Origin of the sequence: Leucobacter sp. HNU (assembly GCF_047946755.1) — a bacterium.
Taxonomy (GTDB): Bacteria; Actinomycetota; Actinomycetes; order Actinomycetales; family Microbacteriaceae; genus Leucobacter.
This window is the reverse complement of record NZ_CP178837.1, coordinates 2,453,924-2,467,476: the sequence shown is the minus strand read 5'-3', so window position 1 is coordinate 2,467,476 and position 13,553 is coordinate 2,453,924. Positions and strand designations below refer to the sequence as shown.

Annotated in this window: 12 protein-coding genes; 6 read left to right on the top strand and 6 right to left on the bottom strand. The window is 70.8% G+C overall.

Going from position 1 to position 13,553, the window contains the following annotated elements; genetic code table 11:
* The first annotated feature begins 6 nt into the window (after nt 1-6).
* A complete protein-coding gene (locus tag AB3K78_RS12155) occupies nt 7-1,644 on the top strand; it encodes an amidohydrolase (RefSeq protein WP_416443593.1) in 1,638 nt (545 codons plus the stop codon).
* 105 nt (nt 1,645-1,749) lie between these two features.
* Here the strand turns inward: AB3K78_RS12155 and AB3K78_RS12150 are convergent, their stop codons facing one another.
* Nucleotides 1,750-3,216, bottom strand: a complete 1,467-nt coding sequence (locus tag AB3K78_RS12150) for a SulP family inorganic anion transporter (RefSeq protein ID WP_416443591.1) — start codon at nt 3,214-3,216, stop codon at nt 1,750-1,752.
* 9 nt (nt 3,217-3,225) lie between these two features.
* Nucleotides 3,226-5,922: an aminotransferase class I/II-fold pyridoxal phosphate-dependent enzyme gene (locus AB3K78_RS12145; RefSeq protein ID WP_416443589.1), complete on the bottom strand. Its 2,697-nt coding sequence runs from the start codon at nt 5,920-5,922 to the stop codon at nt 3,226-3,228.
* Nucleotides 5,923-6,096: 174 nt separating this feature from the next.
* Here AB3K78_RS12145 and AB3K78_RS12140 point away from each other — a divergent pair, with 174 nt between their 5' ends.
* From AB3K78_RS12140 to AB3K78_RS12130, 3 genes are read left to right on the top strand one after another with little or no spacing between them, the layout of a single operon-like run.
* Nucleotides 6,097-7,536 carry an NAD(P)H-quinone dehydrogenase gene (locus AB3K78_RS12140; RefSeq protein WP_416443587.1) on the top strand — a complete coding sequence of 480 codons (1,440 nt, stop codon included), beginning with the start codon at nt 6,097-6,099 and terminating at the stop codon, nt 7,534-7,536.
* A gap of 5 nt (nt 7,537-7,541) precedes the next feature.
* Nucleotides 7,542-7,943: a cupredoxin domain-containing protein gene (locus tag AB3K78_RS12135; protein WP_416443585.1), complete on the top strand. Its 402-nt coding sequence runs from the start codon at nt 7,542-7,544 to the stop codon at nt 7,941-7,943.
* A 31-nt stretch (nt 7,944-7,974) separates the two neighbouring features.
* Nucleotides 7,975-8,805: an aldo/keto reductase gene (locus AB3K78_RS12130; RefSeq protein WP_416443583.1), complete on the top strand. Its 831-nt coding sequence runs from the start codon at nt 7,975-7,977 to the stop codon at nt 8,803-8,805.
* A 28-nt stretch (nt 8,806-8,833) separates the two neighbouring features.
* Here the strand turns inward: AB3K78_RS12130 and AB3K78_RS12125 are convergent, their stop codons facing one another.
* Together AB3K78_RS12125 and AB3K78_RS12120 are read right to left on the bottom strand one after the other, a co-directional pair.
* Nucleotides 8,834-9,841, bottom strand: a complete 1,008-nt coding sequence (locus AB3K78_RS12125; RefSeq protein WP_416443581.1) for an LLM class flavin-dependent oxidoreductase — start codon at nt 9,839-9,841, stop codon at nt 8,834-8,836.
* Between the two features lie 28 nt (nt 9,842-9,869).
* Nucleotides 9,870-10,343 carry a MarR family winged helix-turn-helix transcriptional regulator gene (locus AB3K78_RS12120; protein ID WP_416443579.1) on the bottom strand — a complete coding sequence of 158 codons (474 nt, stop codon included), beginning with the start codon at nt 10,341-10,343 and terminating at the stop codon, nt 9,870-9,872.
* Between the two features lie 200 nt (nt 10,344-10,543).
* Between AB3K78_RS12120 and AB3K78_RS12115 the strand changes: the two genes are divergently transcribed.
* Nucleotides 10,544-10,705 (top strand): hypothetical protein, encoded by a 162-nt coding sequence (locus tag AB3K78_RS12115; RefSeq protein ID WP_416443577.1) that lies wholly within the window; start codon nt 10,544-10,546, stop codon nt 10,703-10,705.
* Nucleotides 10,706-10,728: 23 nt separating this feature from the next.
* The gene (locus AB3K78_RS12110) at nt 10,729-12,060 is read left to right on the top strand and encodes a GNAT family N-acetyltransferase (protein WP_416443575.1); all 1,332 of its coding nucleotides are present in this window, start codon (nt 10,729-10,731) and stop codon (nt 12,058-12,060) included.
* A gap of 237 nt (nt 12,061-12,297) precedes the next feature.
* Here the strand turns inward: AB3K78_RS12110 and AB3K78_RS12105 are convergent, their stop codons facing one another.
* Both AB3K78_RS12105 and AB3K78_RS12100 read right to left on the bottom strand, forming a co-directional pair.
* Nucleotides 12,298-12,852 (bottom strand): hypothetical protein, encoded by a 555-nt coding sequence (locus tag AB3K78_RS12105; protein WP_416443573.1) that lies wholly within the window; start codon nt 12,850-12,852, stop codon nt 12,298-12,300.
* On the bottom strand, nt 12,849-13,265 hold the full coding sequence (locus AB3K78_RS12100) for a hypothetical protein (protein WP_416443571.1): 417 nt from the start codon (nt 13,263-13,265) through the stop codon (nt 12,849-12,851). The genes AB3K78_RS12105 and AB3K78_RS12100 overlap by 4 nt, the downstream gene beginning before the upstream one ends.
* Between the last annotated feature and the right edge of the window lie 288 nt (nt 13,266-13,553).

Genomic DNA, 13,553 nt, shown 5'->3' with positions numbered 1-13,553 from the left:
CCGAAGATGACCGAATCCCGCGGAGGCGACCTCGCCCTCATCGGCGCGCGACTGCGCACGAACACCGACGCCGATGCGGAGGCGACCGCGATCCTCGTGCGCGACGGCCGCATCGCGCTGATCGGCGACGATGCCGCAGTGCGCGCCGAAGCGGAGACGGCCGGCATCGAGGTGCGGGAGCTGGCCGGCGCGGTGATCACGCCCGGGCTCTTCGATTCGCACACCCACCCCCACTGGGCCGCGGAGGTGACGGCCGGCGTCGACCTCGGCGGGCTCGAGACGATCGACGCGCTGCGCGAGGCGATCGCGGCGGAGCACGCCCGTCTGCCCGAGGGGGCGTGGCTGCGCGGTTGGAACCTCGAGTACGAGGCGTTCGAGCACACGGGCCTGCGCGGCGACCTGCTCGCCGACGCGGCGCCGGGCCGCCCCGTCGCACTCATCTGCTACGACCTGCACACCGGGCTCGCGACCGCGCCGGCGCTCGCGGCCGCAGGGATCACCGGCGCGCGCGAGTTCGACGACGCCAGCGAGATCGTGGTCGATCCCGACGGCACGCCGACGGGCGAGCTGCGCGAGCCGACCGCCTACAACCTGCTCTTCGACGCCGCGCCGAAGGCCTCGCACGACGCCGAGCGGGACGCGCTGCGCGACATGTTCCGCCGGCTCGCCGCGGTCGGCCTCACGGGCGGCGCGATCATGGACGGCAAGGACCGCACGGTCGATCTGCTCGCCGAGCTCGAGGAGCGGGGCGAGCTGGATCACCGCCTCACCGTGCACCACTGGCATGCGGTCGGCGACTCCGACGAGGACGTGGCGCGGGCCATCGCGGGCAAGGACCGCGCGGGTCGTCTCTGGCGCAACGACGGCATCAAACTCTTCAGCGACGGCGTGATCGACACGGGCACGGCTTGGCTGCACGCCCCCGACGCCTGCGGTGACGGTCGGGTGCCGTTCTGGCCCTCGTGGGAGCGCTACGGTGAGGTCGTGCGTGCCTACCACGACGCGGGCATGCTCATCGCGACGCACGCGGTCGGCGACTACGCCGTCAGCCGTGTGCTCGACGTCTACGCGACGCTGCCCGAGCGCGACGGTCTGCCGTTCCACTCGATCGAGCACCTCGAGGTGCTCGCCGACGCGGACGTCGAGCAGCTGCGGACGTTCAATGCCGCGCGCGGCGACGCCGGGGTCACGGCGTCGATGCAGCCGCTGCACATGCAGTGGCGCGCGGCGGATCACAGCGACAACTGGGCGGTCCGCCTCGGCGAAGGGCGCGACGAGACCGGATACCGGGTGCGCAGCGTGCTCGACGCGGGCGTGCGCCTGACGCTCGGATCGGACTGGCCGGTCGCCCAGTACGACCCCCGCCTCGGCATGGCGTGGGCGCGCGGGCGCCACACGCCGGGCGATCCGCACGCGACGGTGTTCGAGCCGGAGCAGCGGGTGACGGGCGAGGAAGCGCTGCTCGCCTACACGCTCTGGCCGGCGCTCGCCCGCGGACACGAGGACCGCGGCGTGCTCGCGGTGGGCGCGGTCGCCGATCTCACGGTGTGGGCGGATGACCCGGTGGAGACCTCGCCCGACGAGCTGCCCGGCCTGCCGATCCGCCTCACGGTGGTCGACGGTCGCGTGGTGTTCGCGGGGTAGCGCAGGAGCGCGCAGATTTCGGGTGCGGCGAATGGCGGGTTCGGGCAGGATCCGGTCACCATTCGCCGCAACCGAATCAGCTCAGAGAGCAGCTCAGAGATCAGCTCAGAGCCCGCCGCCAAGGCCGCCGCTCAGCCGGCCGTGGAAGTCGTGCGAGGCCGGGTTCATCCCGACGATCTCGACCGTCGTGCCGCGACGCTCGTACTTGGTCGTGATCGCGTCGAGCGCGGCGACGCTCGACGCGTCCCACACGTGGGAGCGGCTGAGATCGATGACGACGCGCTCCGGGTCCTCGGCGTAGGCGAACTGGGTGGTGAGGTCGTTGCTCGACGCGAAGAACAGTTCGCCCGTCACGGTGTAGCGCGCCTGCGGCACGCCGTCGATCTCGGCGAGCTCGCGCTCGACCGCGACCACCCGCGCGACGCGGCGGACGAAGAGCACCGAGGCGACGACGACACCGAGGACGACCCCGACCGCCAGGTTGTGGGTCGCGAGCACCGCGACCACGGTCGTCACCATCACGAGGGTCTCGCTGAGCGGCATGCGCCGCAGCGTCGAGGGGCGCACCGAGTGCCAGTCGAAGGCGCTCGCCGACACCACGATCATCACGGCGACGAGGGCGGCCATGGGGATCACGGCGACCACGTCGCCGAGCGCGACCACGAGGATCAGCAGGAATGCGCCCGCGAGGAACGTCGAGATCCGGGTCCGCGCACCCGAGACCCTCACGTTGATCATGGTCTGCCCGACGACGGCGCAGCCGCCCATGCCGCCGAACAGGCCCGACACGATGTTGGCGACGCCCTGCCCCCAGGACTCGCGGGTCTTGTTCGAGTGCGTGTCGGTGATGTCGTCGACGAGCTTCGCCGTCAGCAGCGATTCCATGAGGCCGACGAGCGCCATGCCGAGCGCGAACGGCGCGATGGTCGTGAAGGTCTCCCACGTCAGCGGCACGTGCGGGATGAACAGCTCGGGCAGGCTGCGGGGCAGCTCGCCCTGGTCGCCCACCGTCGGGACGTTGATGGCGAACACGACGACGATCACCGTGACGATCACGACGGTCACGAGCGGGGCGGGCACGACCCTCGTGATCCGCGGCAGCAGGACCAGGATCGCGAGCCCGCCCGCGACGAGCGGGTAGACCATCCACGGCACCCCGATGAGCTGCGGGAACTGGGCGACGAAGACGAGGATCGCGAGCGCGTTGACGAAGCCGACCATGACGCTGCGGGGGATGAACCGCATCAGCTTCGCGACGCCCAGCGCGCCGAGCACGATCTGGAACGCCCCCGCGAGCAGCACCGTCGCGATGAAGAAGTCGAAGCCGTACTGGCGGGACACGGGGGCGATGACGAGCGCCACGGCACCCGTCGCCGCGCTGATCATCGCCGGTCTACCTCCCACGAACGCGATCGTGACCGCCATGATGAACGACGAGAACAGTCCGACCTTGGGGTCGACGCCCGCGATGATCGAGAACGAGATCGCCTCGGGGATCAGCGCGAGCGCGACGACGAGTCCCGCGAGCACCTCCCGGGTGAGCAGGCGAGGGGATTTCAGGGCGGCGAGCACCGGGGAAGCCTAGCGGATGACGCGGTAGCCCTTCGCCGGGTCGAAGCCGTGGATCTCGCGGGTGTCGAGCGCCGCCATGAAGTCGAGCACCTCCGCCGTGATCACCTGGCCGGGGACGAGCACGGGGAACCCGGGCGGATAGGGCGTGACGAAGCCGGCGGAGACCGGTTCCTCTCCTCCGCCGACGCGCTCGCGCAGCTCCTCGGGGGTGACGTACTCGACCAGCTGGCGGCGCTGCCCGTCGGTGAACGCCGAGCGCAGGTCGCCGTCCGGCAGCCCGGAGCCGTGCGCGTACGCCGAGGCGAAGGCGCTGAAGTCGGGCAGCGGCGGCATCTCCTCGGCATCGGACGCGACCGGCGGGAGGCCGTGCGCGACCCGATCCCGTTCGAAGCGCTGCGCGAGCTTCACGAGCACCTCGATGAGGTACGCGATCGCGCTGCGCGAGGTGCCGATGTTGGTCATGAACAGCACGGTGTTGCGGCTCGTCTTGTTGACCTGGATCCCGTACTGGTCCATGAGGTACTGGTGCTTGAACGTGTCGCCGTCGACGCCGGTGCGCGTGATCTCGATCGTGACCCGGCTCGGATCCACCACGAACTCGTCCTCGTCCCAGGCCCGCCACATCTCGGCCAGGCCGTCACGCAGCGGCATCGGCCGGCTGCTCCCGCGGTAGTCGGCGGGGACCAGGTCGTGGGCGGTCAGCACACGGAACGTGCGGCGCAGCAGGGGGTGCCGTGCGACGGCCTGCGCGAGGCTCGTCGCGAGGTCGAGCTGGCGCTGCACGAGCTCGAAGCCCTCGAGCTCCACCTGGCGCCGCCCGAGGTCGAGCGAGGCGAGGATCTGGTAGTTCGGTGAGGTCGAGGTGTGGGTCATGAACGCCTCGTGGAACGCGTACTCGGCCTCGAGCGCCCAGTCCTGGTCGTACACGTGGATCATGGATCCCTGGCGTAGCGCGGTCAGCGTCTTGTGGGTCGACTGCGTGGCGTACACCCGGACCCGGGCGTCGGGCGCGGGCAGCAGCCGCTCGGACAGCCAGGCCGTGTCGTCGCGGGGCTCCCCGGTCTCGGGGTCGAAGAGGCGGGCGCGCTGCTCCTCGTAGGCCGACGCGTGCGCCGCGGAGCGGAGCCGACCCTCGAGGCGCTTCGCCGCCGCCATCGCCGTGCGGCGCCGGGTCACGGGGTGGAAGGCAGCGAACGCGAACCAGGCCTCGTCCCAGAGGAACACGAGGTCGGGTTTGATCGCGAGGCACTCCGCCATCACCCGCTCGGGGTCGTAGACGATGCCGTCGAACGTGCAGTTCGTCAGCGTGATCATGTGGACCTCGTCGAGCCGGCCCGCGGCCCGGTAGTCGAGCAGGAGCTGCTTGATCCGGTTGAGCGGGACCGCACCGTAGAACGCGAAGTCGTTGAGCGGGTACGCCTCCAGGTACGCGGTGCGGCCGCCCGTGAGCATGAGGGCGTGGTGGTGCGACTTGTGGCAGTTGCGGTCGACGAGCACGACGTCGTCGGGTTCGACGAGCGCCTGGTGCACGATCTTGTTCGCCGTCGAGGTGCCGTTGGTGACGAGGAAGGTGCGGTGCGCTCCGAACGCGCGGGCCGCGAGATCCTGCGCCTTCTTGATCGCGCCCGTCGGCGCGAGCAGGGAATCGAGGCCGCCCGAGGTGGCGGAGGTCTCGGCGAGCAGCAGGTTCATGCCGTAGAAGTCGGCGAGGTCGCGGATCCACTTCGAGCTGACGACGGATCCTCCGCGACCGACCGGCAGCGCGTGGAACACGCCGACGGGCCGACGTGCGTGGTCCTGGATCGCCGAGAAGAACGGGGTGTCGTAGAGGTGGGAGACGCGGCGGAGCAGCGAGAGGTGGAGCTCGAGCTGATCCTCCCGGCGGAACACGCGGCGGAACCGGTGGGTGAGCGCTCCCGCGAGATCCTCGATGTGGGCGCCCGCCACGAGGTACAGGTCGACCTCGGGTCGCAGCGCGGCGAGCGTGTCGGCGAGCTGCATGACGCGGTGCACCGACGCGAGCGCGCTCCGCGGGGATGCCGGGGCGCCGCCCGGCTGCTGCGCATGCGCCAGCTCGATCGAGTCGCGCAGGTCGCGGCTCAGCGCCTGCCGGCTGCGGTCGCTGAATCCGGGACGCACGATGCACGCGAGGATGTTGGGGTTGGTGAGCAGCGCCGCGATGGCGTCGTCGGCGGACGGCACGATCACGAAGTCGTAGATGAAGGCATCTGCGCTCGAGCGCAGCCGCTGCGACTCGGCGTAGAGCGCGTCGCGGTCGCCCGCGGTGGTCTCGTCGACGAGCAGCACCTCGAAGCGGGGGCGGGGATCCTGGTCGTCCTGCTGCTCGGCCAGTTCCGCCTCGTCGAACGAGTCCTCCGCGGAGCCCGGGACGGTGGTGCGGCGCAGCCGGTGCACCACGCGGCCGATGCGATCGAGCGCGCCCGCGGCATCGCCCTGCGCGAGCAGTTCGCCGATCTGGCGCACGTAGCGCTGACCGAACCCGGCCCAGTAGAGCTCGATGGTCTCGAGGGCCCGCAGGGAGCGGCGGATCTCGCCGTCGCTCGCGAGCGCGTCGCCCGAGTTCCCCTCGAGCGCGATCCGCTTCACGGCGAAGCGCAGGAACTCCCACGCGTCGCTGCGCAGGCGCCAGCTGCTCGCCGGCATGCCCGGATCTCGTTCGAGCTGATTCTCAAGCGTGGGGGTCATCGGTGACGTCTCCTTCGGGCAGCGGTGCGCAGGCCACGCTCCGAGCTGTCCCCCCGGCGCGATTCGGTGATCGAGTCTACGCGGAGGAGTATGCCCCGACGGCGAAGATGACGGCGCCGGTCGCCCGGCATCCCGGACAGCCGGGGGTGCGCTCGGGCGCATAGACTGTGGGGCATGGCGAATGCGTTCGATCGGAAGCACCGGATCGCAGTGCTGGGCGGCGGTCCCGGCGGATACGAGGCGGCGCTCGCGGGTGCCCAGCTGGGGGCCGAGGTGACCCTCGTCGAGAGAGTCGGGGTCGGCGGGTCCGCCGTGCTCACCGACGTGGTCCCGTCCAAGAGCCTCATCGGCACGGCCGGCGGCGTGCAGGCCGTGCGCGACTCGGGCAAGCTCGGCGTGCAGGCGTTCGTGCCCGGCGGCGACGGCAAGCCCGTGCGCCCCGAGATCGCCGTCAACCTGAAGGCGGTCAACAAACGCCTGCTCGCCATGGCTGCGGCCCAGTCCGACGACATGCACCGCACCCTCGAGCAGGCGGGCGTGCGCATCGTGCACGGCGAGGGCCGACTCGACGGCCCCAACGCCGTCGTCGTGGCGACCGCGGCCGGCACCGAGGGCACCGACTTCGACCGCATCGAGGCCGACACCATCGTCGTCTCGGTCGGGGCGAGCCCGCGCGAGCTCGACAGCGCCAAGCCCGACGGCGAGCGGATCCTCACCTGGAAGCAGCTGTACGATCTGCCCGCGATCCCCGAGCACCTCGTGGTCGTCGGTTCCGGCGTCACCGGCGCCGAGTTCGCGAACGCCTACCGCACGCTCGGCGCCGAGGTCACCCTCGTCTCGAGCCGCGAGCAGGTGCTCCCCGGCGAGGACAAGGACGCGGCGGCCGTGATCGAGCGCGAGTTCAAGCGCCTCGGCATGAACGTCATGTCGAAGTCCCGCGCCGACTCCGTCACCCGCACCGAGAACGGCGTGCTCGTCGAACTCTCCGACGGCCGCACCATCGAGGCGTCGCACTGCCTCATGGCCGTCGGCTCGATCCCGAACACGGCCGGACTCGGCCTCGAGGAGGCCGGGGTCGGCCTGACCGAGAGCGGGCACATCCACGTCAACAAGGTCGCACGCACCTCGATCCCGTCGATCTACGCCGCCGGCGACTGCACCGACTTCTACCCGCTGGCCTCGGTCGCGGCGATGCAGGGGCGCACCGCGATCATGCACGCGCTCGGCGACTTCGTACGCCCCATCGACCTGCGCAACGTCTCGTCGAACGTTTTCACCTACCCCGAGATCGCGACCGTCGGCTGGAACGAGCACAGCCTCGCCGATGCGAGCGACATGGCCAAGGCCATCTCGCACACGATCCCGCTCAGCGTGAACCCGCGCGCGAAGATGATCGGCTTCACCGACGGCTTCGTGAAGCTGTTCGCCTGGCAGGCTTCGGGCACCGTCATCGGCGGCGTCATCGTGTCGCACCGGGCCAGCGAGCTCATCTTCGGCCTCGCGCTCGCCGTCGAGCACCGGCTCACGGTCGACCAGGTCGCCTCGGCGTTCACGGTCTACCCGTCGATGACCGGCGCGATCACCGACGCGGCCCGCGCGCTGCACCAGCGGTGAGCGGCGTGAACACTCCCCGTCCCGCGGCGAACGCGGTCCTCGGCCGACGCACGCTGCTCGGCGGCGCCCTCGGGGTCGTCGGATTGGGCGCCGCTGCGCTCGTCGGCTGCGCCCCGGCGAAGCCGAAGTTCGTGGCGTCCGACGACGATGCGCAGGCCGCGGTCACCGTGAAGGTGGTCGACAACGCCTACGAGCCCGCCGAGGTCTCGATCGCCCCGGGGCAGGCCGTGCGCTGGGAGTTCATCGGACCCGACCAGCACGACGTGATCCAGTCCGACGGGGAGTTCGCGAGCAAGCTGCAGCGCGAGGGCAGCTACACGCACCGGTTCGCGAAGGCCGGCGACTACGCCTACCTGTGCTCGATCCACCCCGAGATGAAGGGCGTCGTGCACGTCAAGGCGGCCTAGCCGTGTCGGTGGCCGGGCGTAGGCTGGCCGCATGACTGAGCGGCGATCCCACGACGGCCTCGTGCTTCCCCCGATCGGCTTCGGCACCTATCGCCTGAACGGCGCCGCGGGCGCAGCGGCGGTCGCGAGCGGCATCGAGGCGGGCTACCGCCTCATCGATTCCGCGTTCAACTACGAGAACGAGGGTGCGGTAGGACGCGGAGTGCGCGACGCCGCGGTCGATCGCGACGAGCTGATCGTCACGAGCAAGCTCCCGGGGCGGCACCACGAATACGACGCGGCGCTCCGCACGATCGAGGAGAGCGTGTTCCGCACCGGGCTCGACCGCATCGACCTGTACCTGATCCACTGGCCGAACCCGGTCAGCGGCGATTTCGTCGCGGCGTGGCGCGCGCTCATCGAGGCGCGCGAGCGCGGCCTCGTGCGGCACATCGGCGTCTCCAACTTCCTGCCCGAGCACCTCGAACGGGTCGAGGCCGAGACGGGCGTGCTGCCGTCCGTCAACCAGATCGAGCTGCACCCGTTCTTCCCGCAGGAGGAGCAGCTGGCGTACCACCGCGAGCGCGGCATCATCACGGAGGCGTGGAGCCCCGTGGGACGCGGGCCGACGATGGCGGCGGAGCCCGTGGTGCGGCGCATCGCCGAGGCGCACGGCATCTCGCCGGTGCAGGCGATCCTCGCCTGGCACGTGGCCCGCGGTGCGGTGCCGATCCCGAAGTCCGCGGATCCCGGCCGTCAGGCCGAGAACCTGCGGGCCTCCGGTGTGCGGCTCTCGGCCGAGGAGGTCGCCGAGATCACCGCGCTCGGCCGTCCCGACGGTCGGCTGAAGGATCAGGACCCAGCGGTCTACGAGGAGTTCTGAGCGGTCGTCCGGCGCTCCTCCGCGCGCGTCAGGCCGTGGGCGCCTCATCGATCGCGGCGCCGGGGGCCGCGATCCGCAGCGAGACGAGCTGCTCGGCGCGCGTCGGCGCGACGTGCACGGTGATCAGCTCGTCGGCGTCCGCGTGCGTCGCGAACGCCTCCAGCTCCTCGCGCACGCGCTTCGGCCCGCCGGTCGCGGTGTAGCGCAGCATCCCGCGGATCTCCTGCCCTGCGGGGGTGTCGAGCAGCGGCGCGGCCTCGTCGGCCGTGAGCTCGCGCTCGCGCCCGCGCGACAGGAAGCGGCGGACCCGGTCGAGCTCGGCCCGGGCGAAGAGCGCTTCAGCCGCCTCGTCGGTCTCCGCCGCGACCACGTTGACGCCCGCGATCACGTGCGGCTCGGGGTGCGCCTCGCTCGGCTGGTAGGCGGCGCGGTAGTGCGCCACGGCGCCCGTGAGGGCCTGGGGCGCGAAGTGCGAGGCGAAGGCGTAGGGGAGGCCGAGCTGCGCGGCGAGACTCGCGCCGAACATGCTGGAACCGAGGATCGTGAGCGGCACCTTCGTGCCCCGGCCGGGGTAGGCGTTGACGGCGTTCCGCGGCAGTTCGTCCGAGAGGTAGGCCTGCAGTTCGAGCACGTCGCTCGGGAAGCTCTCGGACGCCGAGTGCGTCCGGCGCAGTGCGCGGAACGTGGCGCCGTCGCTGCCCGGCGCGCGGCCGAGTCCGAGGTCGATGCGTCCCGGGTGCAGCTCGGCGAGGGTGCCGAACTGCTCGGCGATCACGAGCGGCGAATGGTTCGGCAGCATGATCCCGCCGGCACCCAGGCGAATGGTGCTCGTGTGCGCCGCGATGTGCGCGATGAGCACCGAGGTGGCGCTCGATGCGATGGACGGCATGTTGTGGTGTTCCGCGTACCAGACCCGGCGATACCCGCCGGTCTCGGCCGCGCGGGCCAGATCGACCGAGTGGGACAGGGCCGATCGGATGTCTCCGTCCTCTTCGATCGCGGCGAGGTCGAGCACGGAGAGCGGGACGGCAGTCATGCGGAGTGCAACCGGGCGGCTCGGGCGGCTATTCCCCGCGACTCGCCGCGATCGGCTGCTCGCCCACCGAACTGCGGCTCGCGTCGATGAGGCGCATCATCGAGCCGTGGAGCTCGCGCAGCTCGTCCTCCGTCATGTCGAGTCGCTGCGCCATCTGCGGCGGCACCTCGAGCGCGCGTGCGCGCAGTGCGCGCCCGGCATCGGTGAGCGTGATGTCGAGGCGGCGCTCGTCCGCGGCGGATCGCTGCCGTGCGAGCAGGCCCTGCTGCTCGAGCCGCTTGATGAGCGGGGACAGCGTCGACGCGTCCTGATGCAGGAGCCCCGCGAGACGGCCGAGGCTGAGCCGTTCGTGCTCCCAGAGGGCGAGCAGCACGAGGTACTGCGGGTGCGTGATCCCGAGGGGATCGAGGACCGGCTTGTACGCCGCGACGATGCTGCGCGAGGCGACGGTCAGGGCGAAGCACACCTGGTGGTCGAGGGAGAGCGGGTCCGGGGCGGTCATCCCTCGATTATCGCGGATCGGTTCCTGGGCGTATGGTTATTTCATGCACCAACTATTCGTGCCTGAATGAATGGAGGATCCGTGTCCGACGAGCGCACCATGACCGAGACCGCCGAGACCACCGCGGCTCACCTGCCGTCCGGCGAGGGCGACGGGCTCTTCGCCCCGCGCAGCGACCGCGCGCACCCCTGACGATCCCCGTGTTCGTCGTATCGGCGATCCTCGTCTTCGGCGGCTTCTATCTGATGGGCCTCGCGCCGAGCATCGCGGGCGCCGAGCTCTGGCTGTTCCTCGCCGGCATCCTCGTCGACGCGATCGGGTTCTGGATCGCCTTCGGCTGGTGGCAGGCTCGCGACCGCTGAGCCATCCTCGGGATACTGGAGGAATGACCCTTCCCGACGGCTACCGAATCATCCCGCTCGACGACCCCGCTCGCCTCGATGACGTGCTCGAGGTCGATGCCTGGGCCTTTCCCACCGAGCACGGCCTCGACGAGCTGCGTCAGCTGCCCAGCCCGCTGCCGTGGGGGCGGATGTGGGGCATCGAGGCCGCATCGCGTCCCGCAGGCACCCTGGCGCCCGCGAACGCGCTCGCCGGCATGTACGGGGCTTACGAGCTGCGCGCCTTCCCGGTACCCGGCGGCGAAACCGCGTGCAGCTGGGTGACCTGGGTCGGGGTGCACCCGAGCCACCGCCGGCGCGGTCTGCTGCGCTCGATGATCGCCCACCACTTCGCCGAGGCGCGGGGACGCGGGGAATCGCTGTCGGTGCTCAACGCCGCCGAGGCCGGGATCTACGGCCGCTTCGGCTACGGTCACGCGGCGCCCACCCTGTCGCTGACGATCCCGCGGGGCGCCGAGCTGCGCCCCGCGGAGGGATCCGACGCCCTCCGGGGCGAGTTCCTCACCTGGGACCCGGAGGCTCACGGCGACCTCGTCGACGCGCTGCACCGCTCGGTCGCGCAGGTGCCCGACGGGATCGGGCGCCCTGGCTGGGCCACCTGGGAGACCCCGGAGCTGCGTCGCGCCCAGGACGCCGACCCGGCGATCCTCCACCGCGGCAAGGAGGCGCTGCGGCTCCTCGTGGTGAGCGACGCCTCGGGCCGCGCGCAGGGATACGCCCGGTTCCGGCGCTCGGTCAACTGGGATGGCGCCGTGCCCGACGGCACCGTCGAGGTGCGCGATGTCGTCGCCCTGACCCCCGCCGCCGCTCATCGGCTCTGGAGCCTGCTGCTCGACCTCGACCTGACGAACCGCGCGACCGTCGACATGCTGCCGATCGACGACCCCATCGTGCACCTGCTCGTCGACGCCCGCGCCGCCGAGGCGCGCCTGCGCGATCTCGTCTGGGTGCGGATCCTCGACCTGCCGGCCGCGCTTGCCGCGCGCCGGTACGCGGCACCGGTCGACCTCGTGATCGACGTGCGCGACGACCTGGTGCCCGAGAACGCCGGACGCTGGCGCGTCACCGTGTCAGAGGCATTCGGGGCAGCGACCGTGGAGCGGGTCGGCGGGGGTGAGGGTGCCGGCGACGCCGCCGGCACCGGTGCCGATCTCGTGCTCGACATCGACGCGCTCGGCGCAGCCCACCTGGGCTCGACGTCGCTCGCGGCACTCGCGTCGGCCGGTCGCGTCGAGGCGCGGAACCCGCGCGTGCTCGCCGCGGCAGCGGTCGCGTGGTCGTGGCCGATCGCGGCAGGGGGCGACTGGGAGTTCTAGGCGGCCGGGGTGCTGTGATGCGCTGATGACCCCCGCTTCGGGAGGAGATCCGGCGTCAGAAGGACGATTCCGCCGGGTTCCTCCTTCTGAGCGTGGATCTCCTGCGGAAGCGCGACGCATCCGTGCACCTCGGAGTGTTCAGTGCTATCCTGGGCACGCGCGGGGCAGTAGCCCCAAGAAGTGAGCCTGGCAGTCTTCCGGACGGTACGACGAGCCGGGCTCGCGCTCTTTCCGGGGCTATTCAGGAAGCCGCAGGAGGCCACTGATCAGGGGCTCGGAGCGGCGACGCCATTCCCCGCCGGCCTGGCAGCACCATGCCACTGCGTCGCTGACCCACAGCAGCGGGTGCTCGTGCGGTGAGGCGTGGTCGTAGGCGAGGCCGCTGCGGTAGTTCCGCCGATCCAAGCGTGCTCGTATGATGCGTCGGTCGGCCGTCTGGACGGACTCGTCGCGTTCGACGATCAGGCGCGATGCGGATGAGTCGACGAGGTCATCGATGAGGTGCTCGAGGCATTTGGCCCGGGGAGCGGCTGGGGCATGATGCGATGCGATGTACACCCGCGTTGTGACGTCAAGCGCCGACATCGCGGACAGCAGTCGTTTCCGAGAGGCATCGGACTCGCTCTTGAAGTGAATGCGGCGTTGGCCCCTTCTGACCAGTCCGCGCAATCTCCGGTTCGTTTCAGTCGGAGAGGGGCTCGGCGTGAAGCTCGCAGCCAGAATGAACTCCCTGGCTTTCGACTCGTCGACGAAGACCGAGCTTCGGGCTGGAAAAGCCGTGGGCTGAGTCACTTCGTGCGCCGGAGTTTGCCATCTTTGCCTTCGCGGATAATGCCGCGCTCCACTGCGCGTCCGATCGCCGTGGTCAGCGCGTTCCTCGGGTTGATCCAGGTCTGCTCGCCCCATCGTGCGAAGAATGCCCGGTGGAGCTGTTCGCGTGTGAGGCCGGAGCCGGATTCCTCCACGACGAGCCGGACCATATCGACCGATCTCACTCGGCCGCCCTCGAGCCGAAAGTCGAAGTCAGTATCCGTGTCCGGGGTGGAGGGTGGGGGAGATCCGTCCGAGGGCGACCCCGGCAGTCCTTCGGGGGCGTCGTTGCGCGTCATCGCCTGGATGGCCTGGATGGCCTGGGTCAAGTGCTCTTGGAGCGCCTGCTCCGCCGCGAGATCCGCTTCGAGGGAGGCCAGCTTGCGGCTTGACACGGTGCGCTGGGATTCGAAGGTGCGGAGGACTGCGGAGAGTGACACATCGGACATGTGGAGAGACTATCGCTAACATGTGACCGGTCACAAGTTGAGTGTGGGGAGTGGAGCTTCGTGTCAGCGACATGTGTGGGTGTGGTGGGCTCCGCTTCGGAAGGAGATCCGGCGTCAGAAGGTCGATTCCGCCGGGTTCCTCCTTCTGAGCGTGGATCTCCTTCGGGAGTGCGGCATATTCGTCCGTAGACGCACCAGGCGCCCGGACTCTTTCGGAGCCCGGGCGCCTGATGC

Excerpts from the sequence above, each read along its gene's own strand:
- AB3K78_RS12110 (WP_416443575.1), top strand. The coding sequence starts at position 10,729 with ATGACCCTTCCCGACGGCTACCGAATCATCCCGCTCGACGACCCCGCT.
- AB3K78_RS12145 (WP_416443589.1), bottom strand. The coding sequence starts at position 5,922 with ATGACCCCCACGCTTGAGAATCAGCTCGAACGAGATCCGGGCATGCCG.
- AB3K78_RS12155 (WP_416443593.1), top strand. The coding sequence starts at position 7 with ATGACCGAATCCCGCGGAGGCGACCTCGCCCTCATCGGCGCGCGACTG.
- AB3K78_RS12130 (WP_416443583.1), top strand. The coding sequence starts at position 7,975 with ATGACTGAGCGGCGATCCCACGACGGCCTCGTGCTTCCCCCGATCGGC.
- AB3K78_RS12120 (WP_416443579.1), bottom strand. The coding sequence starts at position 10,343 with ATGACCGCCCCGGACCCGCTCTCCCTCGACCACCAGGTGTGCTTCGCC.
- AB3K78_RS12140 (WP_416443587.1), top strand. The coding sequence starts at position 6,097 with ATGGCGAATGCGTTCGATCGGAAGCACCGGATCGCAGTGCTGGGCGGC.
- AB3K78_RS12125 (WP_416443581.1), bottom strand. The coding sequence starts at position 9,841 with ATGACTGCCGTCCCGCTCTCCGTGCTCGACCTCGCCGCGATCGAAGAG.